The following is a 22,827-nucleotide window of genomic DNA, read 5'->3' as shown; positions in this document are numbered from 1 at the left end:
GTCGCCAACCAGCCCCAGGTGCTGGCGGGCGTACTGGACATCGAGGCGAGCGAAAAGGCAGCCCGGTTCGTCCAGATGTGTGACGCCTTCAACATCCCGATCGTGACCCTGCTGGATGTCCCCGGGTTCCTGCCCGGCGTGGACCAGGAGCACGGCGGGATCATCCGCCACGGCGCGAAGCTGCTGTACGCCTACTGCAACGCCACGGTTCCCCGCATCTCCCTCATCCTGCGCAAGGCCTACGGCGGCGCCTACATCGTCATGGACTCGCAGTCCATCGGTGCCGACCTCACGTATGCCTGGCCGACGAACGAGATCGCCGTGATGGGCGCCGAGGGCGCCGCGAACGTCATCTTCCGCCGCCAGATCGCCCAGGCCGACGACCCCGACGCAATGCGGGAGCGCATGGTCAAGGAGTACAAGGCCGAGCTGATGCACCCCTATTACGCGGCCGAGCGCGGCCTGGTGGACGACGTGATCGACCCCGCCGAGACCCGCGAGGTGCTGATCCGCTCCCTGGCGATGCTCCGCACCAAGCATGCCGACCTGCCTTCGCGCAAGCACGGCAACCCGCCGCAGTAACGGAGCACGCGATGGCCAAGCAGGAACGTGCGGTGCGCACGCGTGAGGCCCTGATCCGGGCGGCGGCGGAGACGTTCGACCAGGACGGCTTTCCGGTCGCGGCCCTCACCAGGATCAGTGCACGGGCCGGAGTGAGCAGCGGAGCACTGCACTTCCACTTTGCCAGCAAGGCCGCGCTGGCGGACTCCGTCGAGGAGACGGCGGCCGTCGCCCTGCGGACCCTCACGAGCGAGTCCTTCTCCCCGGGGCTCAGCCATCTGCAGCACCTCGTCGACGCCACGCACCGGCTGGCCCAGGCCCTGCGTGAGGACGTGGTGCTGCGCGTGGGCTTCGGACTGAGCGGTGAAGCCACCCACGCGTGCCGTACCGACCTGCGCGCCTGCTGGCGCAGCTGGGTCGAGACGGAAGTAGCGAACAGCGCGGCCGGCGGTGAGCTGCGCGCGGACGTGCCACCCCAGCGGGTCTCCGCCGCCGTGCTGGCCGCGACGACGGGCTTCGAGGTGCTCGGCGCGCGGGACGCCGCATGGCTGTCGGCGGAGGCGATAGGGGGGTTCTGGCGACTGCTGCTGCCCGCGCTCGTCGAGAAGGACGTCCTGGCCGGGCTCGCTCCGGCCGGTCGGGTGCCCCCGAAGCCCGAAGCGGCTGACGCGTAACCCGTAAGCGGCCGACGTGTAACCCCTAAGCAAGCAGACCGATCCGTATTTTTCGCCGGGACCGCCACGCCGCGTTGCGGCTGAATCATGGCGGTCCGTCCCGGCTCACCACGCCCCCGTCCCCCCGCGGCCCCGCGGGACGGGGGCGCTGCACATTTGCCGATATTTCGAGCCGGGCTATTCCGGACTTCTAGTGGCTCCATGTTTTCGCTGTTCGGACGTGTTCCGGAAGTGGAACCTCAGCCTCAGCCTGTGTTTTTCCCTGGCCGGGGCCGGAGGTATACGAACGCACGTTCGATACAGGAATGGCCGAAAATCGCTATCCGGAGGGGGTGGCAGCCGTCCTGTATTGACAAACCGACTGTGCTGTTTTTTTATCAGGGGGTCCAGTATCAAGCAGTGCACGGGACCCGGCGGCGGAAGCGTGAACGGCCGAACACCGGTCTCCTGCCTGAACTCATGGGGGAGAACGTGGACATCGAAGTCATGGGCGCGCTGTCAGTGCGCGAGAACGGTGTGTCGATCGTACCGACGGCGCCCAAGCCGCGGCAGGTTCTGGCCCTGCTCGCGCTCCACGCCGACCAGGTGGTCCCCGTGACCGCGCTGGTGGAGGAGCTGTGGGGAAGCAAGCCCCCGCGCAGCTCGCGCACCACGCTGCAGACGTATGTGCGGCAGCTGCGCGAGCTGATCGACGAGGCGCTCAGCCGCGGCGGGAACGAACGGTGCACCCCCAAGGACATCCTCGCCACCGTGCCCGGCGGCTACCGCCTGGAGACCCGGAACGGCACGGTCGACTTCCGGGAGTTCGAGCGCCGCGCGGGCGCCGGCTACCGGGCCATGGACGCCGAGGACTACAGCGGCGCGGCACGCCGACTGGCCGACGCGCTCTCGCTGTGGACCGGGCCCGCGCTCACCGACGTCCAGGCCGGCATGCGGATCGACATGGAGGCCAGGCGGCTGGAGGAGGCCCGGCTGTGCGCGCTCGACCAGCGCATCGAGGCCGACCTCAGGCTGGGCCGCCACCGCGAGCTGCTGCCGGAACTGACGGTGCTGGTCAACCAGTACCGGATGCACGAGAGCCTGCACGGGCAGTTCATGCTGGCCCTGCACCGCTCGGGCCGGCGCGGCGAGGCGCTCGACGTCTACCAGCGGCTGCGCAACACGCTCGTGTCCGAGCTGGGCCTGGAGCCCTCCGCCGCACTCAGCCGGCTCCAGCGCTCGATCCTCATGGCCCGCCCCGAGACCTCCTCGCCGTCGGCCCCGAGCACCCCGGGCCGCCGCCTGGTGTCCCGCACGGTCTGACGCCGACACCCACACGGACGGTCCCTCGCTTCGGCTGAGGGGCCGTCAGTCGTTCGGTGACAGCTTCCGACATGGACGCCCGCCTCAACCTCGCTGCGCTCTTGAACAACCGCCCGTACCGGCCGGTGCGGCTGCCGGGAGCGGCTTGTGGTGACCCGGAGTCGGCACGAACGGCCTGGGCGGCTACTTTCCCTGTCTGTTGCCGGAGGTGCCGCACAGCGCACGGTCGACGAGGCCGCTGGCGGCCTTCTGCTGCCGGATTGTCTTATGGAGGTCGTTGAAGCTGGTGGACATGGAGACGGTGACGGTGCGGCTGCCGTCGTCGGTGGCGCCGTTCAGGGTGATGTAGCCGGCTTCGCCTCCTTCGTGGCTCCAGTAGCTGCCGCCGCAGCTCAGGGGGCGGTTGACCAAGCCGAGGCCGTAGCGTCCGCCGGGCCAGAACGCCTCGAACGGCTTGGGGACCGGGACGGTGTCCTGCATCTCGGCCATGCGCGCCTCGGACAGCAGTTTGCCGCCCAGCAGTCCCTGGAAGAAACGGTTGACGTCCGCCGTGGTGGAGACATAGCCGCCGAGGTCAGGGACGATCTGTTCGGTGACGTCCGTCCGTTCGCCGGAGGCGAAGACCTGGTAGCCGTCGGCGTGCGGGCGGCGAAGGGTGGACGTGGTGCCCGGCAGGTAGGTGTGGTTCATGCCGAGCGGTTTCAGGATCCGGCTCTCGACCTCCTCCTGCCAGGGGTGCCCGGCGGCCTTCTCGACGATCATGCCGAGGACGACGTAGCCGGTGTTGGAGTAGCTCCAGCCGGTGCCGGGCTGGAAGTCCGGGTGGTGCTTCATCGCCCGGGCGACGATCCGTTCGGGGGTGTAGGTGTCGTAGCGGTGCTGGTGGTACTGCTGCGGGGTGTCGTAGCCGGGAAGGTCGTCGTGGAGGCCGCTGGTGTTCTGCAGCAGCTGGCGCACGGTGATCTTCCGTCCGTCATTGCCGTTGCCGTCGATCAGACCGGGCAGCCAGCGGTCCACCGTGTCGTCCAGTGACAGCTTGCCGTCGTCGACCAATTGAAGGATCACCGTGGCCATGAGTGCCTTGCCGGTACTGGCTATCCGGAAGTAGCCGTCGCGGGGCACCGGACGGTTCGCGCCCGCCACGGCGACGCCGGCGGTGGCCACCAGATCCCGGCCGGAGGCGGTGGTCACCCGCGCCTGGACGCCGGTGATCCCCAGCGCCTGGATGGCATCGGTGTCCCGGCGCAGGTCGTCCTGCTGGTAGCCGGGCGTGGACCTCGCGGTCGCGCCGTCCGAGGGCTGGACGGCTATGGCCACACTCGCTGCGCCGACTGCGGCCACAGCGACGGCCAGCCACCGTCGGCCGATCCGGCGGTGACGTTGCCGGGACGGGCGGTTCTGCGGCGCGGAGGCGGGGGTTGTGGGTCTCATGAATCACACGCTAGGTAGGCGTCGAGTTGCGTGTCGCTACCACAGGCGGCCGATGGAAACCTACAGGTGGCTGTAGTGCCGCGGAGGCGCCCGGCACGTACAGTGGCGCGTCCGAGGGCCGCTCCCGGTCCCGTACGACAGACGAGGGCGAACCGTGCACGGCGTGATCAGCAAGGCCCGCGCACGGTTGGTCCGGACCGGGCGCAGCGGACGTTACCTGCTCGGCACCCTGATGACCGCGACGGTGACGCTCGTGGCGGCGCCACTGCTGTGCGTACCGTCGCTGGCGGCTCCCTGGGCGGAGCGTCACCGCCGGCGCGCCGGGGCGGTGCTGGGCCGACCGGTGGAGCCGCGCCCACGCGCCCTGCGCCGCGACCTTGCGTGGCTCGTGACGCAGGTGGCCACCGGCCTGCCCGCGGGCATACTCACCCTGCTGTGTCTGGGCAACCTGCTCCTCACCCTCGTCGTCACCGTGGGGTGGTGGGCCTTTCCCACGTCGGATCCGCCACGGCTGCTGCTGCTCGATGTCCGTATCAACAGCTGGGCCTCCGCGCTGACGATCAACCTGGCGCAACTCCTGCTCCTTGCGGCGCTGGGGGCCATCGCCCTGCCGCCGCTCGCCCGGGTGCACGCGCGGTGCTGCCTGGCAGTCCTGGCACCGTCTCCGGCGGAACAACTGGCCGCGCGCGTCACCGAGCTCACCCGGACGCGCACAGACGTCCTTCAGGCGCACGGCGCGGAACTCCGCCGGATCGAACGCGATCTGCACGACGGCACCCAGGCCCGGCTGGTGGCCATCGCCATACGGCTTGCCGTGGCCGGGCAGAGCCTTCCCCATGACCCGGACGCGGCCGCCGCGCTCGTACGGCAGGCCCAGGCCGAGACCGAGGAGGCCATGACCGAGCTGCGCTCCGTCATCCGCACCATCTACCCGCCGGTCCTGGCCGACCAGGGCCTCGTCGGCGCGCTCGGCACCCTGGCCGACAGGGCCGGCGTGCCGACCCGCGTCGACATCGGAGGCCTCGGTGAGGTCCCTGCCGCGGTCGAAGCGGTCACCTACTTCGCCGTCACCGAGGCGCTGGCGAACATCGCCCGGCACAGCCGCGCCACCAAGGCCGCCGTCCACGTCACCCGCAACGGCGCGATGCTGTCCGCACAGATCACCGACGACGGGACCGGCGGGGCGGACGCATCCCGAGGCAGCGGTCTGGACGGAATTCGCCGCCGCGCCGCTGCCCTGGACGGCACCATGAAGATCAGCAGCCCGCCGGGCGGGCCGACCACCATCACCGTGGAGCTGCCGTGCGTGTAGTCATCGCCGAGGACAACGTCCTGCTGTCCTCCGGACTCGAACTCCTGCTGGGCTCCCAGGGCTTCGAGGTCGCCGCGGTCACGGAGGACGCCGCCGGCTTCCTCGCCGCCGTCGAGACCCACCGCCCGGACGTCACCATCGTCGACGTGCGGCTGCCACCGACCTTCCGCGACGAGGGTATCCGCGCCGCCATCCGGGCCCGCCGCGACCGCCCCGGACTGCCCGTCCTGGTCCTGTCGCAGTACGTCGAGCAGGAATACGCCGGCCGCCTCCTCTCCGACACCCGCGGCGGCATCGGCTATCTGCTCAAAGACCGGGTAAGCCGCATCACTGAGTTCACCGACGCACTGCGCCGCGTGGCCGCCGGCGGCACCGCCATGGACCCCGATGTCATCGCCCAGCTCCTCGCCGTCCGCGGCGATCCCGTCGATGCCCTCACCCCCCGCGAACGCGAGGTCCTGGCCCTGATGGCCGAAGGGCACGACAACGCCGCCATCGCCCGGCGGCTTTTCGTCACCGACAACGCCGTCCACAAACACATCGGCAGCGTCTTCCTCAAACTCGGCCTGTCGGCCGGCGACAGCGGCCACCGCCGCGTCCGCGCCGTCCTGGCCTACCTCCGCCGCCATGGCGGAACCGAACCCAGCGCTGTCGAGTGATCGACCGATCCCGCCTCGGCCGCCCGCGATGACCGGCGAACAGGTACGTCACGCCCGCGACCTGCTCGCCCGCCCGGAGAACACCGCACCTCGATCGCGAAGCTCCTCGGCCCGCGCTGAAGGACGGTCGCCTCGCGCTCGCCGAGGCGACCAACACGGCAGAACTGCCCCGGCCAGGCCAGAGGACGGATCACCGCCGTTTGCGGCTGGTGACACGGTTCTCACCGGCACCCCGGGTCATGGGGCACCCCCGGCCGCCGCCGTTGGACACCGCGGTCCAACGGCGGTTCAGGCCTGCCCGGCCTCGTGGCCGGTGGGCTGCGCGCCCCCGCCGCGCGCAGCACAGTGGCCCAACGTCGGATCCACGCTCCCTCCGCTACCCGCCGACCGAGGCCGGCATCAGGCGGCGTACAGGTCGAACGTGGACGTACGACGAGGGCCCGCGACGATGTCCAGGCGAGGGTCGACCGCGAGCATCGCCTGGTGCATGCGCTGGAGCTGCGGCGACGGCTCCACCCCGAGTTCGTCGATGAGGTGCTGACGCAGTCGGCGGTAGACGTCGAGCGCGGCGGCCTGCCGTCCCGAGCGGTAGAGAGCCACCATCGCCTGCGAGTGCAGGCCCTCGTGCTGGGGATGACGGGCGATCAGGTCCGTCAGCTCGGCGATCAGTTCGACGTGCCGGCCCAGCCGCAGCTCTGCGTCGATCCGGCGTTCCCGGGCGACCAGGCGGCTCTGCTCCAGCCGCATGACCTCGATCTCCAGGACCGATCCGACCCGGACGTCGACCAGCGCCGGACCCTCCCACAGGTCAAGCGCCTCGCGCAGCAGGGAGGCCGCCCTGGCGTCCTCGCCGTCCTCGAACGCCTGCCGGCCTTCGGTGACCAGCCGCTCGTAGCGGTAGACGTCCACCGCCTCGGCGGGGATCTGCAGCAGATAGCCGCCGTAGCGGGTGGCGAGCACGTCCTTGGCCGAGCCCGGTACGTCCGGGCCCATCGCGGTGCCCAGCAGGCGCCGCAGCTGGAGGATGTACGTCTGGAGGGTCGTCACCGAACTCTGCGGCAGGTCGGTGCCCCAGACCTCTTCCATGAGGGTGGGCACGGGCACGACTCTGCCCGGGTAGAGCGCGAGCAGCGCCAGGATCTGGCGGGGTTTGCCTGCGGTCGGGACGATCGAGATTCCGTTAACTTCGGCATTCAGTGCGCCCAGTACCTTTATGTTCATTCTTCCTCCGTACCGGTTTCCGGGGCCGTCGGTTCGGATGCCAACGAGGCTTCAGATAGTGTCTTCAACCTCGATTACTCTGGGATTTTCGCGGGTCAGTTGCGAGGGAGTATGCAGCTTTTGTGGAGGTTTACGCGAGGCGGTGTCGAGTGTTCCTCTAGCCGTCTTCAAGAGTTCGTCCTGACGGACTGCTGACGTCCCCCGCGGAAGGATCCTTGAACTGGCGAGCTGTGTGCGGACATCTGTTCCCGGGGCGGCTCATGCTGTTACCTTCCCAGCCATGGCGACGGAATCGAAGTGTTCGACCGTCCAGCGTGACGGGGACTCTCTCATCCTGGGACTGCTGGCCCGTCTGACCCCGACGGGCGGGGGCGACTTCCTGCCGGACCTGCCGGGGCGCAAGCTGCTCACCCTGGTCAGCTGCTATCACCGGCGCCCGACGCGGGTAGGTTTCCCCGAGCCGGCCGCCGAGTGGACTTGAAATCCTCTGGAGAAACGCTCCACGAACGTCAGTGAACACCTGGTGAATCCTGCATTCCCTAAGCGCGCCGACTAGCGTGCCGTTGAACGCGTCAGTAATTTCCGATGCGAGGACGGCATGGAGTTTCGGATTCTGGGTTCCGTCCAGATCTACGACGCCCGCACTGATCTACGGATCGTGCCCATGGGCGCCAAGCAGCGTGCCCTTCTCGGCGCTCTCGTGGTGAAGGCGGGCCAGGTCGTCCCCTCCGACCGTCTCGTCGACGAGCTGTGGGGCGAGCACCCCCCGGCGAACGCGGCCAACGCCCTGCAGGCCCATGTGGCCCGGCTGCGCCGGCTGCTGCCGGACGCCGAGCCCGGCTCGGGCGGGCGGCAGCGCGAGTGGCTGGTGACCCGCCCCACCGGATACGTGCTGCGCCTGGACGGCCTCGACACCGACGTGGCGATCGACGCACACCGCTTCACGCGGCTGGTCGCCGAGGGCCGGGCGCTGCTCGCCGCCGACCCCGCCCGCTCGGCCGGCGTCCTGCGCGAGGCCCTCGGACTGTGGCGGGGCGCGGCCCTCGAGGGCAGCGGCCGGGGCCCCATCTGCTCGGCGGAGGCCGCACTGCTGGAGGAGAGCAGGCTCGCCGCCCTGGAGGCGCTGTACGACGCCTGCCTGCGCGCGGGGCACGGGCGCGAGATCACCGGTGAGCTGGAGGAGCTGACGATCGCCCACCCGCTGCGGGAGCGGTTCTACGAGCTGCTGATGACCGCGCTGTACCGGTGCGGCCGGCAGGCGGAGGCCCTCGTCACGTACGACCGGGCCAGGCGCAGGCTCGTACACGACCTGGGCATCGAACCGGGACCCGCGCTGCGCGGCCGGATGCAGGCGATCCTCAACCACCGGGACTTCGCCGCGGACCTCGCCGGGCCGGTACGGCTGCGGCCGGAGACCGACCCCGCCGGAGTGCCCGTCGCGGCGCCGGGGGGTGCGCGGGCCGAGGTGACCGCCGGGACCGACGCCACGGACGCGATGGACGTGAGGGAGGCGACGGACGAGACCGCCAGGGCGGAAGCGACCGACGCGAGCGAGGTACGGCGGCTGCGCGACGAGGTCGCCTGGCTGCGCCGGCGCGTCGAGCGGCTCGCCCAGGAACAGCAGGAACTGCTCAGCCGCCTCGACCGGCTCATGCTGCAGGACGTGTCGGGCTTCTAGCGCCCGGGGACGGGTTTTCCGGGGACCGGGCTGATCGGTTCCCGGCGGTCCAATGGTCCGGCGGTGGTCCCGCGGTGGTCCGGCGGTGGCCTGGTGGCCCAATGGTCCGGCGATGGTCCGGCGGTGGCCCGGTGGCCCGGTGATCGGGCTCCCTGCGGCTGGGGCGATCAGTCGCACAGTGCCCAAGCAGCCGCGCTTCCCGCGCCCCCGCGCAGTCGTGGTCGTGCGGGTTTCCGGCATGTCGGGGCAGCTGTGGTTCCGGCGGGCCGGGCGGTGGCGCCTCGGGTGTCCAGGGGCGCAGGATGCGCTCTCGGCATCGGGGCGGTTGCGCCTGCGGCGGTCGGGGCCATCATGTTTCCGGGGCTGCGGCCCGTCGTGCTCGCAGTGGCCGGAACCGGGGGAACGCGCAGGCCGCTCGCCCGGTGTCGAGTGCGCCGCGAGTGCGACCCGTGCCGTCCGCTAGCGGTTCCGGACACCATCGGCGGCACGACCACCGGCGACACGTCGCCGGAGCGGCGTCTGCACCACGGCGGACAGCGGCAGGGACGTGCCGGTACGAGGGGGACGGCGGCACGTGCAGCACCGAGGCGGGGACACCTTGGATGCGGGCCGGTGTGCGGGACATCGGCGTGGCGCAGGTCGCCGTGGACCACAAGGGGGTGTGGAGATGTCAGTTGCGCGAGTGCACCGCGTGGTTTCCGAGGTGGCCACGTCGGCCCCGGCAGCGGTGCTGTACGGGCTGATGGCCGACGCCACCCAGTGGCCGCTGTTCTTCCAGCACTGCGTGCACGTGGAGCGGCTGGCCTTCGACGGCACCCATGAGCGGGTGCGCATGTGGGCCATGACGGACGACCGGCTCTCCTCCTGGGTGTCCAGCCGTGAACTCGACATGGACAGCCAGCGCGTGACCTTCCGCCAGGACCACACCGACACTCCTGTCGAATCGCTCAGCGGCGTGTGCTCGGTACGACCGCTGGGCGACCGCTCCCAGGTGGTGCTGGAGTGCTCCTTCACCGTCACCGGGGACGCACCCGCCGACGTGGCCTGGGCTAAGCGGGTCGTGCGCACCCACAGCCACGCCCAGCTGGACCGGCTGGTCTGGCTCGCCGAGCGCTGGCTGCGGCTGGACGACCTCGTGCTGTCCTTCGAGGACACCGTGCGCTTCCAGGGCTCCGCCGACGCGGCGTTCGACTTCCTCTACCGGGCCGACGACTGGCCCTCCGACCTGCCGCACGTGCGCAGCGTGCGCCTGGTGGAGAGCATGCCGGGCGTTCAGGTCATGGCGATGGACGGCCTCACGGGCGACGGCAGCGCGAACCACACCGAGTCCGTCCGCATCTGCTTTCCCGGCGCCGGCCGGCTCGTGCACAAGGAGACCGTCACCTCGGCCCTGCTGTCCGCGCACACCGGTGAATGGTCCATCGAGCCCGACGCTTCGGGCGTCAGCCTCACGGCCCGCCACCATGTGCTGCTGCGCGAGGACGCCATCGCCGGCGTCCTGGGCGAACGGGCGACCCTGGCGGAGGCGCGCGGATACGTCCGTGACGAACTGAGCCTGCACACACACCTCGCGCTCGAGCAGGCGGTGCGCTGCGCCGCGGGTGTGGTGCGGGCCCTGTGACCGCCGCCGGCCGGCGGGTCACGGAGGCGGCGGCCCCGGCTTCCTGACACCGGGGCCGCCGCCCCAGGCGTTCTGGAGCAGTTATCGAGTCGTATCGACACACCGTCAGGACATTGGCGGCCCAGTCCTGCAAAATGTCCCGGGAGTGCCGCGCCCCGGGTATGCCGCCCCCCTGGGACCGCTGTGAACCTGCGGTCCTGTCCGGGATGAGGCAGCGACTGCGAGGAGGACGAGACATGGCGAGTTCTGCCCGCCGGCGCCGTGTATGGCTCCGTACCGACCGCCGTCCGGCAGCGTCCGGAAGTGCTGTGTCGCCGACCGTGCCGGTGCCCTGGCAGCGCTCCGAAGCGCTGCTCGACTCCGCCGTCGACCGGTACACGGGACGGCACGTGGAGCAGCTGTGGTGGCGCTGGTCCGGGCCGCTGGACATGGAGCGGTTCGTCGCCGCCTGGCAGTCCGTCATGGACAGAGAAACGATTCTTCGGGCGGCCTTCGAGTGGGAGGCGAAGCCGCGTCTCGTCCTGCGCGCCGACGCCTGCCCCGAGGTCGTACGGCATCGCGCGGACACCGCCGACTGGGACGAACTGCTGGAGCAGGACCGGCTCCACGGCTTCGACGTGAGCCGCCCCGGCCCGCTGCGCATCACCCTCGTCGACACCGGCGAACCAGGCGTCACCCGGGTCCTGCTCACCTTTCACCAGGGGCTGCTGGACACCCGCAGCGTCCTCCTGCTGCGCAACGAGTTCAGCCGCGCCTACCTCGCGGGCGGCGCGCTGCCCGGCGGCGAACGCCGGCCGGACATCCGCGACTGGATGGACTGGCTGGAGGGGCAGGACACCACCACCGCACGGGACTTCTTCCGCCGGACCCTGCCCGCGCGCACCCCCGCCGTGCTGCCCGCGCTGCCCGGCCCCCGCACCCGGCAGCACGGACACGGCCGGGCCGGGGCCCGGCTGACCACCGCCGAGGTGGCACGGCTGCACCGGTGGGCGGCCCTGCGCGGCCTGCCGGACTCCAGCGTGCTGCACGCCGCCTGGGCGCTGCTGCTCTACCGTGCGGCGGACACGAGCGGGCCCGTCCCGGTGGGCTTCGGCATCACCGTCTCCGGGCGCGGTATCGCCCTGGACGGCGTCGAGCGGCTGGTGGGGCCGGTGCGCGGCTGTCTGCCCATGACCGCCGTGGTCGACCCGGCCCGGCCGATCGGCGGGCTGCTGGCGGACCTGCGCGACCGGGCACTGGACATGGCGGCGTACGAATGGGTCTCCACCAGGCAGATCCAGGAGTGGGCCGGCCGCTCCGCCCGGCTGCTGGAGAGCCTGGTCTGCGTCGAGCCCGCCCCGCGCGCACTGCCCGGCCTGCAGGCCCGCCTCGACGACGCCGGCATCCGCTACGGACGCCGGCACACCGGCGCGGCGTACTCTCTGCTGCCCGTCACCCTGTCCGTCCGCGAGGACACCGACGGCTCCCGCGGACTCACCGTCCTCCACGACCGGACCCGCATCTCCGACACCGACGCCGCCCTCCTGGCCGACCAGTGCGCCCGGCTCCTGCGCCGCCTGCCCGTCCTCGACGCCACCGAGCCCGTGGCCGAACTACTGACCACCCTCGCCGGAACGAAACCGCCCCGAGTCGCTCCACCGCGCCGGGCGACGCGGACCTGACGACTGCGCACCGACGGCTTCGGACACGGCCCGCGCCGCCGGCGCAGCCGCGCCACGCCGTCGACGCGCAGTGGCCCGGTCCATGCCGTCGGCGTGCGGCGTGTGGTGTCCCTCTCACGGGCTCGGTGCCGGCCGGCGCGGGCGGTACCCAGGCGTCGTACCGGCGGGCGGCTCGCCGCGTCCACCAGGCGGAGCAGTGCCGGGTCGGCGACCTGCGCGATCCCACCGTCTCACCTCGGCTTCTCCGGTGCGGTGCAGCCGTGGTGTCAGGCTTGGCATTTCCTGGAAATCGGCTGGACTGTGAGCTGGGTCACCCGGGGACGTCTTGGCGTCGGGACTGCGTACGTGTCACGATTTCTGCACGCCTTCCCTGCCCAAAAACAGCCACAAGGCAGTGGATTGAGTGTCGTATCCGCCGGTCCGTACAGGCGAGACCGAGCCCCTGTGATCCGTCTCTGTGATCCACGACAGCCTGCTGTTTTCACCCAGCAGCTGAAGTCCCTTCCCTGGAAGGACAGGCGCACCTCGCCGTCGGCGCCCACCGCCTGACCGGCCGTCACCACCACACCGACTCCACGGCGCCGAACCGATCCCGGCGCCGATCCGGATATACGCGCGTCAACCGCCCACGCGCAGGCGGTTCGAAGGGGTCGATGAGACCGCCCGTCAGGGGCGTGCGGCGTTCGACCGGGAGATGCACCTGCCCGCCCTGCCAACGGCGGGCGCCGCCTCCCAGGCCACCGTGAAGAACCTCGTCAACAACCACACCGAGGGATGGCAGGCGAAGGCGGCCTGCCATCGGCTCCTCCCCCACTGCCCTTGCTGTCGAGACTCTAAAAAGAAGTGGATTCCAGATATGCCGAGGCTATGCAAGCCGGCCATGAGCGCGCCGGAGTACATCATCACGATGGAAGAGACGCTGGAATTTGCCGAGCAGGCACATGCCGGCAAGCCGCAGCTCCCCTTGGCGCTCCGTCTGATCCGCAACACAGGGGTGAAGAAGCGGCACATCGTCCAGCCCATCGAGAAGACGCTCCAGCACCCGGGCTTCGAAGAGCGCAACCGCATCTACGAGATCGAGTCGAAGAAGCGCACCCCCGAGGTCATCGAGCAGGCCCTGGCCAACGCCGAACTGACCGCCCGTGACATCGACGCGATCATCTACGTGTCGTGCACCGGCTTCCTGATGCCGTCGCTGACGGCCTGGCTCATCAACAAGCTGGGCTTCCGCTCCGACACCCGGCAGATCCCCATCGCCCAGCTCGGCTGCGCGGCCGGCGGCGCGGCGATCAACCGGGCCCACGACTTCTGCATGGCCCACCCCGGCAGCAACGTCCTGATCGTCTCCTGCGAGCTGTGCTCGCTGTGCTACCAGCCCACCGCGGACGACATCGGCTCGCTGCTGTCCGACGGCCTGTTCGGTGACGCGGTCGCCGCCGCCGTCGTGCGCGGCAACGGCGGCACGGGCATCGAGCTGGAGCGCAACGCCTCCTACCTCATCCCGGACACCGAGGACTGGATCTCCTACGCCGTCAAGGACACCGGCTTCCACTTCCAGCTGGACCGCCGCGTGCCCGGCACGATGGAGCCGCTCGCCCCGGTCCTGCGTGAGCTGGCCAAGGACCACAGCTGGGACGCCGGCAAGCTCGACTTCTACATCATCCACGCCGGCGGTCCGCGCATCCTGGACGACCTCGCCAAGTTCCTGGAGGTCGACCGCACCGTCTTCCGGCACAGCTGGTCGACCCTGACCGAGTACGGCAACATCGCCAGCGCCGTCGTGCTCGAGGCCGCCCGCCGCCTGATGGAAGAGGAGACCCCGGCACCCGGCGCCACCGGTCTGATCGCAGGCTTCGGTCCCGGCATCACCGCCGAGATGGCTCTGGGCACCTGGGCCGACGGGTCCGCCCCCACCACGGCCTGAGCCCTCGCACCCACGCACGAAGGAAGCGAAGCGTATGACCGACCTCATTGTCCCGGCGGGTGCGGGGCGAAAGCTGATCACCCCGGCGCAGGAGGTGACGTTCAAGGCCACCAAGGAGATGGGATCCTCCGTCTCGATCTTCGAGGTGGTCGTGCCGCCCGGCTTCGACGTCGGGGCGCATGTGCACGGCGAGGCCCAGGAGTTCTTCTACGTCCTGGACGGCGAGCTGGACCTGCTGTGCTTCGAGCCCACCGAGCGCACGAACGACGCCTGGCACAACTGGGTGTCCGCCAAGGGCGACCGTGTCGTCCGCGCAGGTGAGGGCAGCTGCATGTTCGTGCCGCCCGGCATCCCGCACGCGTTCCGGAACGCCACGGACAAGCCCGCGAAGATGATCTTCCAGTGCTTCCCCTCGCCCGTCCACGAGGACTACTTCGAGGAGATCGCGGAGATCTGGTCGCGCGGTACCGGGGTGGATCCCGCCGCCGTGGAGGAGATGCGCAAGCGGTACGACGTCAGTCAGATCACGCCACTGCGCTACGAACCGCCGTCGGCCGCACGGATTCCCGCACAGGACACGAACGAGAAGCGGAGCACGAGGTGACCGCGATGGAATCGATTCCCCTGGTTCACGCGAGCCTGGGTGAACAGGAGCTGGCAGCCGTCGCGGAGGTCTTCGCCTCCGGCTGGCCGGCCGGCCAGGGCCCCAAGGGCAAGGCGCTTGAGGCCCAGCTGGCCGAGAAGTACGGCGTCGCCGACGCCGTCGCGGTCGCCAACTGCGGCGCCGCGCTCCACCTGGCCATGCTGGCGTTCGGCGTGAAGCCGGGCGACGAGGTGATCGTCGCCGACTACGGCTTCCCGGCGCCCGCCCAGGCCGCGCTCTACGTCGGCGCGACCCCGGTGTTCGCCGACGTACGTCCCGACACCTACACCGTCGACCCGCAGGCGGTGGCCGACCTCGTCACCCCGCGCACCGTCGGCATCGTCGCGGTCGACACCGTCGGCATGCCCGCCGACTACACCGAACTGCAGGCGATCGCCGACCGCCACGGCCTGTTCCTCGTCGAGGACGCCGCCTGCGCGGTCGGCGCGACCTACCAGGGCCGCCAGGCCGGTGCGCTCGCCGAGGTGGCCTGCCTGTCCTTCCACGGACGCAAGGGCGCCTCCAGCGGCGAGGGCGGCGCGGTGCTCGCCCGCGACCCGGCGATCGGCAAGGACGTGCGACTGCGCTCCTCCTTCGGCATCGGCAGCATCTTCGACATGGGCAACGTCGTCGGCCTGCCGATCCCGACGTTCACCGAGGTCGGCTACAACTTCAAGCTGTCCGACATCGCCGCGGCGATCCTTCAGGTGCAGCTGGGCCGGATCGACGAGCTGCTCAAGCGTCGTGACGCGGTCGCCGCGCAGTACGGCGAACTGCTCGGCGGCGAGGAACTCCTGACGCTGCCGCAGGTGCCCGAGGACCGTACCCACGCCTGGCAGACCTACATGGTCACGCTGGACGCGAGCGTGGACCGGGCGGCGGTCGCCGCCGAGCTGCGCGGCCAGGGCATCGGCTGCGGGCACGGCACGTTCGCGGCCCACGTGCAGCCGGTGTTCCAGACGAAGCAGGTCTGCCCGGTCTCGGCCGACCTCTTCCAGCGCCAGATGGCGATACCCATGCACGCGGAACTCAAGCCGAACCAGGTCGAACGGGTCGCGGATGCCCTGCGCAGCGCGGTACGGACCCACTCGTCCTCCACCCGGGTCCTCGGAGGAGCAGCATGACGAACAACCGGCCCGCACCAGACCGCGTGATGCGGCTGATCAACGGCTACTGGGCGACCGGCGTCCTCGCCGCCGCGTCCACCCACTCGCTCTTCACCCACCTCGAGAACGGCGCGGGCACGGCCGCCGAGCTGGCCGCCCGCGCCGAGATCTCCGAGCGGGGCGCGCAGACCCTCCTCGACGGCCTCATCAGCGTGGGCCTGATCGAGCTGCACGAGGGCCGCTACCGCAACACCCCCGAGGCGTCCACCTACCTGGTCGACGACACGCCCGTCTCGCTCGCCCGCTTCGCCAAGCTCAAGCTGACGCACATGGGCGCCCTGACGGACCTCGCCGAGGTCGTCCGTGTCGGGGGACCGGTCAAGAACGTGGTCGTCGAGGTCGCCAACAACCCGCACTGGGAGGAGATCGTCAAGGCGATCGCCGCCCAGTCGGTGCCCGCCGCGGGCATCGCCGCCGAGGTGCTCGGACTGGCCGACGCCGGCGAGATCTCCATCCTCGACGTGGGCGGCGGCTCGGGCATCTACTCGGGCATCTGGCTCGAGGCCAACCCGGCGGCCCGGTCCACCCAGCTCGACTGGGAACCGATCAACGCCATCGCCCGCCGGCTGCTGGACGAGCGTGGCGTGGGCGACCGGTTCACCACCCTCAACGGTGACTTCCACACCACCGACTTCGGCACCGCCAAGTACGACATCGCGGTCTACTCCCACATCGCGCACCAGGAGGGGCCGGAGGACAACGTGGAGGTCTTCACCAGGCTCCGGCAGGCCCTCAAGCCCGGCGGCGCACTGGTGGTCTGCGACTACGTCGTCGACGACGACCGCAGCGGCCCGGCCTTCCCGCTGATCTTCGCCTCGGAAATGCTGCTCAAGAGCAAGCGGGGCAGCACCTGGCGCCAGGCCGACTACCGCGACTGGCTCGTCAAGGCCGGCTTCGAGGACGTGTCGTTCCACTCCGCGCCGCCCGCCACCGTGGTCGTCGCCCGGTAGCCGCAAGCAACCGAAGAGACAGGGAAGGAAACCGCAATGGCCCCCGTGAACGTCTCGATCATCTACTACAGCGCCACCGGTACCGTCCACACCCTGGCGAAGGCCGCCGCCGAGGGCGCGGAGAAGGCCGGCGCGACCGTGCGCCTGCGCAGGGTCCGGGAGACGGCCCCGCCGGAGGCGTACAACTCCAACCCGGCCTGGGCCAAGCACATCGAAGACAGTGCGGATGTCGAAGAGGCCGTCATCGAGGACCTGGCCTGGGCGGACGCGGTGCTGTTCGGCACCCCCACCCGCTTCGGCAACGTCGCCGCCCAGCTCAAGTCGTTCATCGACACCGCCGGCCCGCTGTGGCAGCAGGGCAAGCTGGCCAACAAGGTGTGCTCGGCCTTCACTTCCACCGGTACCGCCCACGGCGGTCAGGAATCGACCATCCTGGCGCTGAGCAACACCTTCTACCACTGGGGCGGCATCATCGTGCCGCCGGGCTACACCGACCCGATCCAGTTCCAGACGGGCAACCCGTACGGCACCTCGCACGTGACGGGCGTCGGCGGCAGCGCCGGCGGCCCGGGCGAGGAGGTCCTGCAGGCGGCCCGTCACCAGGCGCGTCGTGTCGTGGACGTCGCCGGCGCGCTCAAGGCCGGCCGTCCCTCCTGACGACCTCCGGTGACGTCGCCCAGGCGGCGTGACCCGCAGGCCGAAGCCACCGTCACAGCGGCGGTCCCGGTGCTCCCGGGGCCGCCGCTGTCGTCTTTTCGCGGCCAGCTCCCGCACCTGTCCATATCCGCGGAGGCGCTGCGGCCCTGAGCCCGAGCGGCTGCGGCCTTGGACGGGCTGATCGGCCTCGACGCGTCCGAAAGCCCATCGGTCCGCGTGCCGGCCTGCCGTCGGCGCCCGTCGCACGCGTCCTGGCATCCCGCACCGAGCCGGCGACAGCCCGAATGTCCATCGCTCACCGCAAAGGAGACAGCCCCGATGAAGGGCTCTGTGGCCTATCAATCGATACAGAAGCGCGGTCTTCACATCGGCCTGTTGCCGGCCATGGCCGCGGCCGTCAACCCGTCGACGCCGATCACGCTCGACCACGACCTGGACGTCCTGCCCGAGGTGGGCCGGGACCTGACGGTCTCCCGGCTCGCCGACATCGTGGACGACCTGGCGGCCCGGCTGTGGGCGGCAGGCGTGCGGCCCGACGAGCACATCGTGCTCCACAAGAAGGCGAACGCCGACGTGTGGGTGCTGGCCTGTGCCGCATCCCGGATCGGCGCTGTGCCGGTGATGCTCTCACCGGGCCTGGACGCCAAGACGGTCGGTGCCCTGCTCGAGCGGGTCAACAAGCCGAACCTGCTCACCGACGAGTTCAAGCTCGACGTGCTGGCCGAGGTGCCGGTGGCGGAGCTGACCCGGCGCGTGCTCCTCGTCGCCGGTGAGCGTCCGGGTGCGGTGTCACTGGGCGAGTTCGCCGGGGCGCCGCGCGTCAAGCCGGTGGTGCGGCCCATCGACGAGGCCGCCGTGATCACCCACACCTCCGGCACCACCGGGCTGCCCAAGCTGGTCGTGCACACGCCCCGCACCCAGGGCATCCGGCTCCTGCCGCAGTGGCGGCTGCTCTCCTTGATGCGGAAGAAGGAGACCGTCGCGATCGCCATCCCCTTCGTGCACTCCCGCAACGTCGCGGCGATGGCCCTGGCCCTGCTGAAGGAGATGCCGGTCCTGCTCATGAACGAGTCGGACCCGGACACGGTCGCCGAGCTGTTCCTCAAGAACAGGCCCGTGCTCATCGAGGCGCTGCCCAACGCGCTGATGGCGTGGGAGGGGCTGGCCGACGACCCCCGCAAGCCGTTCTCCTCGGTGAAGGTCTTCAGCAGCACCTTCGACGCGATCCACCCCGGGACGATGAGCCGGCTGCTGAAGTCCTCCGACCGGCCGGGCGCACTGTTCTTCCAGATCTACGGGCAGAGCGAGGTCGGCCCGGCCGTCGGCCGCGCCTACTTCCGCAACTCCGCTCACAAGGCCAACGGCCGCTGCGTCGGCTGGCAGATGCCGCTCGGCGCGGCCAAGGTCCGCGTCGTCAGCCGCGACGGCGAGCGGCCGACCGAGCACAACCCCGGCCGCATCGAGGTGGCCTGGCCGGGTATCGCCAAGACGTACTTCGCCGAGCAGGACCGCTACGACAGCAACCGCGACGGCGAATGGTGGGGCACCGGCGACGTCGGCTACTTCACCAGGTTCGGCTGCCTGCACATGCTCGACCGCGAGGTCGACATGATCGACGGGGTGCGCAGCTCCCTCGCGGTCGAGGACACCGTCCTCGGCAAGCTGCACGAGCTGAGCGAGCTGGTCGTCGTCAAGGGCCCCAACTCCGAGGCGATCCCCGTCATCTGCACCCACGGCGACGAGCCGCTGGACCGGGACCGCTGGCGCGCCGCCGTCGCCGACTTCCCCCAGCTGGCCGAACCGATCCAGATCCCCGAGGCCGAACTGCCGCGCACCGCCACGCTCAAGGTGCAGCGGCTCGCCCTGGCCGAGCAGCTCAAGGAGCAGTTGAAGGAACGAGCGTGACCCGCTGACTGCGGCGGAGCCGGCGAACGGTGCGCCCGGAGGCTCCCTCCGGGCGCACCGCTGAGGATCCATCACGGCTTCATGCGTCGACCTGTGTCCATCTATCCATGTCTTGGAGTGTCATGTCCCGCCGCCTGTTCACCTCGGAGTCCGTGACCGAGGGACATCCCGACAAGATCGCCGACCAGATCAGTGACACCATCCTCGACGCGCTGCTGCGTCAGGACCCCTCCTCGCGCGTTGCGGTCGAGACCCTCATCACCACCGGCCAGGTGCACATCGCGGGCGAGGTGACGACCTCGGCGTACGCGGACATCGCCACGCTGGTGCGGGAGAAGATCCTCGAGATCGGTTACGACTCCTCGGCCAAGGGCTTCGACGGCGCCTCCTGCGGCGTCTCGGTGTCCATCGGCGCGCAGTCCCCGGACATCGCGCAGGGCGTCGACACCGCCTACGAGTCCCGCGTCGAGGGCGACGAGGACGAGCTGGACCGGCAGGGCGCGGGCGACCAGGGCCTGATGTTCGGGTACGCGACGAACGAGACGCCCACCCTGATGCCGCTGCCGATCGAGCTGGCCCACCGCCTCTCGCGCCGCCTGACCGAGGTCCGCAAGGACGGCACGGTTCCCTACCTGCGTCCGGACGGCAAGACGCAGGTCACCATCGAGTACCTGGGCAGCACCCCGGTCCGCCTGGACACGGTCGTGGTCTCCTCGCAGCACGCGAGCGACATCGACCTCGACGGGCTGCTCACCCCCGACATCCGCCAGCACGTCGTCGCGCCCGTCCTCGCGCAGCTCGCCGACGACGGCATCAAGCTGGAGACCGAGGACTACCGCCTGTTGGTCAACCCGACCGGCCGCTTCGAGGTCGGCGGTCCGATGGGCGACGCCGGCCTGACCGGCCGCAAGATCATCATCGACACGTACGGCGGCATGTCCCGGCACGGCGGCGGCGCCTTCTCCGGCAAGGACCCGTCCAAGGTGGACCGTTCGGCGGCGTACGCGATGCGCTGGGTCGCCAAGAACGTCGTCGCGGCCGGCCTCGCCGAGCGCTGCGAGGTCCAGGTGGCGTACGCGATCGGCAAGGCCGAGCCGGTGGGCCTGTTCGTCGAGACCTTCGGCACCAACACGGTCGCCGTGGAGAAGATCGAGGAAGCCATCAGCGCGGTCTTCGACCTGCGCCCGGCCGCGATCATCCGTGACCTCGACCTGCTGCGCCCGATCTACTCCCAGACGGCCGCCTACGGTCACTTCGGCCGCGAGCTGCCGGACTTCACCTGGGAGCGCACCGACCGCGCCGACGCCCTGCGCCAGACGGTCCAGGCCGGCTGACGGTCCGCAGCCGCCGGGACCTCCGCCCGGAGCCTCCCGGCGCACCAGTCAGCGGGGAGCGGCGACTTCCCCCCGTCTCGCCGCTCCCCGCTCTTCCAGCCCCGCTCTTCCCGCCCCGCTGTTGCCGAGGTTCAAGGAGCACTTCCCGTGCGTATCGCCGTGACCGGATCGATAGCGACCGACCATCTGATGGTGTTCCCCGGGCGCTTCGCCGAGCAGCTCATCAAGGAGCAGCTGGAGCGGGTCTCCCTGTCCTTCCTCGCTGACCGGCTCGAGGTGCACCGGGGCGGCGTCGCCGCCAACATCGCCTTCGGCCTGGGCCTGCTCGGCCTCGACCCGCTCATGGTCGGCGCGGCGGGTGTGGACTTCGCCGAGTACGACGCCTGGCTGCGGACCAACGGCGTCGACACCTGCGCGGTGCGGGTCAGCGAGACACTGCACACCGCGCGTTTCGTGTGCACCACCGACGAGGACCAGAACCAGATCGCCACCTTCTACGCCGGCGCCATGGCCGAGGCCCCCCTCATCGACCTCGCCGAGATCGCCTCACGCACCGGCGGGCTCGGGCTCGTCCTGGTCGGCGCCGACGACCCCGCGGCCATGCTGCGGCACACCACCACCGCCCACCGCCTCGGCATCCCCGTCGCGGCCGACCCCTCCCAGCAGCTGGCCCGCCTCGACCGCGAGCAGGCCCGCCGACTGGTCGACGGGGCGACATGGCTGTTCACCAACGAGTACGAGGCCGCCCTGCTGCTGGAGCGCACCGGCTGGAGCGAGGAGGAACTCCTCGGCCGGGTCGGCACCTGGATCACCACGCGGGGCGCGGACGGCGTGTCCCTGACCCGCGCCGGCGCGGACCGGCTCGAGATCCCGGCCGTGCCCACCGACAAGATCGCCGACCCCACGGGTGCGGGCGACGCCTTCCGGTCCGGTTTCCTCGCGGGCCTCTCCTGGCAGTGGCCGCTGGAGCAGGCCGCCCGGCTCGGCTGCGCCCTGGCCACCACCGTGCTGGAGTCGGTCGGCACCCAGGAGTACAAACTGCTCGCCTCGGACCTCCTCGCCCGCATCGGCGACACCTACGGCGAGGACGCGGCCCGCTCCATCGAGCCCCGTCTGGCAGGTGTGTGATGGGTACGCAGCAGCGCCGGCGCGCCGACGCCCTGCGGGAGGCGCTGGCCACCCGTGTGGTGGTCGCCGACGGGGCCATGGGCACCATGCTCCAGGCCCAGGACCCCACCCTGGAGGACTTCCAGCAGCTGGAGGGCTGCAACGAGGTCCTCAACGCCACCCGCCCCGACATCGTCGCCTCCGTGCACCGCGCCTATCTGGACGCGGGCGTGGACATGGTCGAGACCAACACGTTCGGCGCGAACGCCACGGCGCTGGCCGAGTACGAGATCGCCGACCGCATCGTCGAACTGTCCGAGACGGGCGCACGGATCGCCCGCGAGGTGGCCGACGAGTTCACCGCGGCCGACGGGCGCCAGCGCTGGGTGCTCGGCTCGATGGGTCCCGGCACCAAGCTGCCGACCCTCGGCCACGTCCCGTACCGCGTGATCCGTGACGGTTACCAGCAGAACGCCGAAGGCCTCGTCGCGGGCGGCGCGGACGCGCTGATCGTGGAGACCTCGCAGGACCTGCTGCAGACCAAGGCGGCCGTCCTCGGCGCCCGCCGTGCCCTCGACGCCAGCGGCGTGGACCTGCCGCTGCTGGTGTCGCTGGCCTTCGAGACCACCGGTGTGATGCTCGTCGGCTCCGAGATCGGCGCGGCCCTCACCGCGCTGGAGCCGCTCGGCATCGACATGATCGGCCTGAACTGCTCGACCGGTCCGGCCGAGATGACCGAGCACCTGCGCTATCTGGCCCGGCACGCCCGCATTCCGCTGCTGTGCATGCCGAACGCCGGTCTGCCCGTGCTGACCAGCGAGGGCGCGCACTTCCCGCTGGGCCCGGAGGGTCTGGCGGACGCGGAGCAGCAGTTCGTCACCGAGTACGGCCTCTCGCTCGTCGGCGGCTGCTGCGGCACGACCCCCGAGCACCTGCGCAGCCTGGTGGAGCGGGTGCGGGACCTGCGGCCGGCCGAGCGGGAACCGCAACCGGAGCCGGGCGCCGCGTCCCTGTACGCGCA

Annotated in this window: 20 protein-coding genes; 18 read left to right on the top strand and 2 right to left on the bottom strand. The window is 70.9% G+C overall.

All coding sequences use genetic code 11. From position 1 onward, the window contains the following. The 3 genes from K7G59_RS33750 to K7G59_RS33740 form a co-directional block, all read left to right on the top strand. Positions 1 to 582: carboxyl transferase domain-containing protein (locus K7G59_RS33750; protein WP_308295124.1), on the top strand; the 582-nt coding region annotated here is incomplete at its 5' end. Positions 583 to 593: 11 nt separating this feature from the next. Further along, entirely contained in the window at positions 594 to 1,235 is a 642-nt protein-coding gene (locus tag K7G59_RS33745; RefSeq protein ID WP_225840507.1) for a ScbR family autoregulator-binding transcription factor, read from the top strand. A gap of 471 nt (positions 1,236 to 1,706) precedes the next feature. Beyond that, positions 1,707 to 2,537 carry an AfsR/SARP family transcriptional regulator gene (locus tag K7G59_RS33740; RefSeq protein ID WP_225840509.1) on the top strand — a complete coding sequence of 277 codons (831 nt, stop codon included), beginning with the start codon at positions 1,707 to 1,709 and terminating at the stop codon, positions 2,535 to 2,537. 183 nt (positions 2,538 to 2,720) lie between these two features. Here the strand turns inward: K7G59_RS33740 and K7G59_RS33735 are convergent, their stop codons facing one another. Then, the gene (locus K7G59_RS33735; RefSeq protein ID WP_225840506.1) at positions 2,721 to 3,968 is read right to left on the bottom strand and encodes a serine hydrolase; all 1,248 of its coding nucleotides are present in this window, start codon (positions 3,966 to 3,968) and stop codon (positions 2,721 to 2,723) included. 163 nt (positions 3,969 to 4,131) lie between these two features. Here K7G59_RS33735 and K7G59_RS33730 point away from each other — a divergent pair, with 163 nt between their 5' ends. Both K7G59_RS33730 and K7G59_RS33725 read left to right on the top strand, forming a co-directional pair. Continuing rightward, the gene (locus K7G59_RS33730) at positions 4,132 to 5,280 is read left to right on the top strand and encodes a histidine kinase (protein ID WP_225840505.1); all 1,149 of its coding nucleotides are present in this window, start codon (positions 4,132 to 4,134) and stop codon (positions 5,278 to 5,280) included. Continuing rightward, positions 5,271 to 5,939 (top strand): response regulator transcription factor, encoded by a 669-nt coding sequence (locus K7G59_RS33725; RefSeq protein WP_225840504.1) that lies wholly within the window; start codon positions 5,271 to 5,273, stop codon positions 5,937 to 5,939. Before K7G59_RS33730 ends, K7G59_RS33725 begins: the two co-directional genes overlap by 10 nt. Before the next feature lie 399 nt (positions 5,940 to 6,338). On the opposite strand, the gene K7G59_RS33720 is transcribed toward K7G59_RS33725, so the two are convergent. Then, complete coding sequence (locus K7G59_RS33720) at positions 6,339 to 7,160, bottom strand: AfsR/SARP family transcriptional regulator (RefSeq protein WP_225840503.1); 822 nt, start codon at positions 7,158 to 7,160, stop codon at positions 6,339 to 6,341. A gap of 280 nt (positions 7,161 to 7,440) precedes the next feature. Here K7G59_RS33720 and K7G59_RS33715 point away from each other — a divergent pair, with 280 nt between their 5' ends. The 13 genes from K7G59_RS33715 to K7G59_RS33655 form a co-directional block, all read left to right on the top strand. Then, on the top strand, positions 7,441 to 7,641 hold the full coding sequence (locus K7G59_RS33715; RefSeq protein ID WP_225840502.1) for a hypothetical protein: 201 nt from the start codon (positions 7,441 to 7,443) through the stop codon (positions 7,639 to 7,641). Between the two features lie 117 nt (positions 7,642 to 7,758). Continuing rightward, complete coding sequence (locus tag K7G59_RS33710) at positions 7,759 to 8,838, top strand: AfsR/SARP family transcriptional regulator (protein ID WP_225840501.1); 1,080 nt, start codon at positions 7,759 to 7,761, stop codon at positions 8,836 to 8,838. A 667-nt stretch (positions 8,839 to 9,505) separates the two neighbouring features. Beyond that, positions 9,506 to 10,459: an SRPBCC family protein gene (locus K7G59_RS33705; protein ID WP_225840500.1), complete on the top strand. Its 954-nt coding sequence runs from the start codon at positions 9,506 to 9,508 to the stop codon at positions 10,457 to 10,459. Between the two features lie 308 nt (positions 10,460 to 10,767). Next, complete coding sequence (locus tag K7G59_RS33700) at positions 10,768 to 12,120, top strand: condensation domain-containing protein (RefSeq protein ID WP_225840499.1); 1,353 nt, start codon at positions 10,768 to 10,770, stop codon at positions 12,118 to 12,120. A gap of 856 nt (positions 12,121 to 12,976) precedes the next feature. Continuing rightward, on the top strand, positions 12,977 to 14,044 hold the full coding sequence (locus K7G59_RS33695) for a type III polyketide synthase (RefSeq protein WP_225840498.1): 1,068 nt from the start codon (positions 12,977 to 12,979) through the stop codon (positions 14,042 to 14,044). A gap of 34 nt (positions 14,045 to 14,078) precedes the next feature. Beyond that, a complete protein-coding gene (locus tag K7G59_RS33690; protein ID WP_225840497.1) occupies positions 14,079 to 14,648 on the top strand; it encodes a cupin domain-containing protein in 570 nt (189 codons plus the stop codon). A 5-nt stretch (positions 14,649 to 14,653) separates the two neighbouring features. Then, entirely contained in the window at positions 14,654 to 15,811 is a 1,158-nt protein-coding gene (locus tag K7G59_RS33685; protein ID WP_225840496.1) for a DegT/DnrJ/EryC1/StrS aminotransferase family protein, read from the top strand. Then, positions 15,808 to 16,803, top strand: a complete 996-nt coding sequence (locus K7G59_RS33680; RefSeq protein ID WP_225840495.1) for a class I SAM-dependent methyltransferase — start codon at positions 15,808 to 15,810, stop codon at positions 16,801 to 16,803. The genes K7G59_RS33685 and K7G59_RS33680 overlap by 4 nt, the downstream gene beginning before the upstream one ends. A gap of 36 nt (positions 16,804 to 16,839) precedes the next feature. After that, complete coding sequence (gene wrbA, locus K7G59_RS33675; protein ID WP_225840494.1) at positions 16,840 to 17,460, top strand: NAD(P)H:quinone oxidoreductase; 621 nt, start codon at positions 16,840 to 16,842, stop codon at positions 17,458 to 17,460. A gap of 318 nt (positions 17,461 to 17,778) precedes the next feature. Next, positions 17,779 to 19,365, top strand: coding sequence for a class I adenylate-forming enzyme family protein (locus K7G59_RS33670; RefSeq protein WP_225840493.1), 1,587 nt, complete (start codon positions 17,779 to 17,781; stop codon positions 19,363 to 19,365). Between the two features lie 122 nt (positions 19,366 to 19,487). Next, positions 19,488 to 20,699, top strand: coding sequence for a methionine adenosyltransferase (gene metK / locus K7G59_RS33665; protein ID WP_225840508.1), 1,212 nt, complete (start codon positions 19,488 to 19,490; stop codon positions 20,697 to 20,699). A 147-nt stretch (positions 20,700 to 20,846) separates the two neighbouring features. After that, positions 20,847 to 21,827: a carbohydrate kinase family protein gene (locus tag K7G59_RS33660; RefSeq protein ID WP_225840492.1), complete on the top strand. Its 981-nt coding sequence runs from the start codon at positions 20,847 to 20,849 to the stop codon at positions 21,825 to 21,827. Next, the coding region (locus tag K7G59_RS33655) for a homocysteine S-methyltransferase family protein (RefSeq protein WP_225840491.1) at positions 21,827 to 22,827 on the top strand (1,001 nt) is incomplete at its 3' end. The genes K7G59_RS33660 and K7G59_RS33655, both read left to right, overlap by 1 nt.

It is taken from the genome of Streptomyces sp. NK08204 (assembly GCF_020400585.1).
Taxonomy (GTDB): domain Bacteria; phylum Actinomycetota; class Actinomycetes; order Streptomycetales; family Streptomycetaceae; genus Streptomyces.
The sequence above is the reverse complement of the archived record's forward strand: the minus strand, read 5'-3'. Positions and strand labels throughout refer to the sequence as shown.

Bases quoted from the DNA above. Each gene is read 5' to 3' on its own strand.
- K7G59_RS33745 (WP_225840507.1), top strand. From the start codon at position 594: ATGGCCAAGCAGGAACGTGCGGTGCGCACGCGTGAGGCCCTGATCCGG.
- K7G59_RS33735 (WP_225840506.1), bottom strand. From the start codon at position 3,968: ATGAGACCCACAACCCCCGCCTCCGCGCCGCAGAACCGCCCGTCCCGG.
- K7G59_RS33720 (WP_225840503.1), bottom strand. From the start codon at position 7,160: ATGAACATAAAGGTACTGGGCGCACTGAATGCCGAAGTTAACGGAATC.
- K7G59_RS33715 (WP_225840502.1), top strand. From the start codon at position 7,441: ATGGCGACGGAATCGAAGTGTTCGACCGTCCAGCGTGACGGGGACTCT.
- K7G59_RS33710 (WP_225840501.1), top strand. From the start codon at position 7,759: ATGGAGTTTCGGATTCTGGGTTCCGTCCAGATCTACGACGCCCGCACT.
- K7G59_RS33705 (WP_225840500.1), top strand. From the start codon at position 9,506: ATGTCAGTTGCGCGAGTGCACCGCGTGGTTTCCGAGGTGGCCACGTCG.
- K7G59_RS33695 (WP_225840498.1), top strand. From the start codon at position 12,977: ATGCCGAGGCTATGCAAGCCGGCCATGAGCGCGCCGGAGTACATCATC.
- K7G59_RS33690 (WP_225840497.1), top strand. From the start codon at position 14,079: ATGACCGACCTCATTGTCCCGGCGGGTGCGGGGCGAAAGCTGATCACC.
- K7G59_RS33685 (WP_225840496.1), top strand. From the start codon at position 14,654: ATGGAATCGATTCCCCTGGTTCACGCGAGCCTGGGTGAACAGGAGCTG.
- K7G59_RS33680 (WP_225840495.1), top strand. From the start codon at position 15,808: ATGACGAACAACCGGCCCGCACCAGACCGCGTGATGCGGCTGATCAAC.
- wrbA (WP_225840494.1), top strand. From the start codon at position 16,840: ATGGCCCCCGTGAACGTCTCGATCATCTACTACAGCGCCACCGGTACC.
- K7G59_RS33670 (WP_225840493.1), top strand. From the start codon at position 17,779: ATGAAGGGCTCTGTGGCCTATCAATCGATACAGAAGCGCGGTCTTCAC.
- metK (WP_225840508.1), top strand. From the start codon at position 19,488: ATGTCCCGCCGCCTGTTCACCTCGGAGTCCGTGACCGAGGGACATCCC.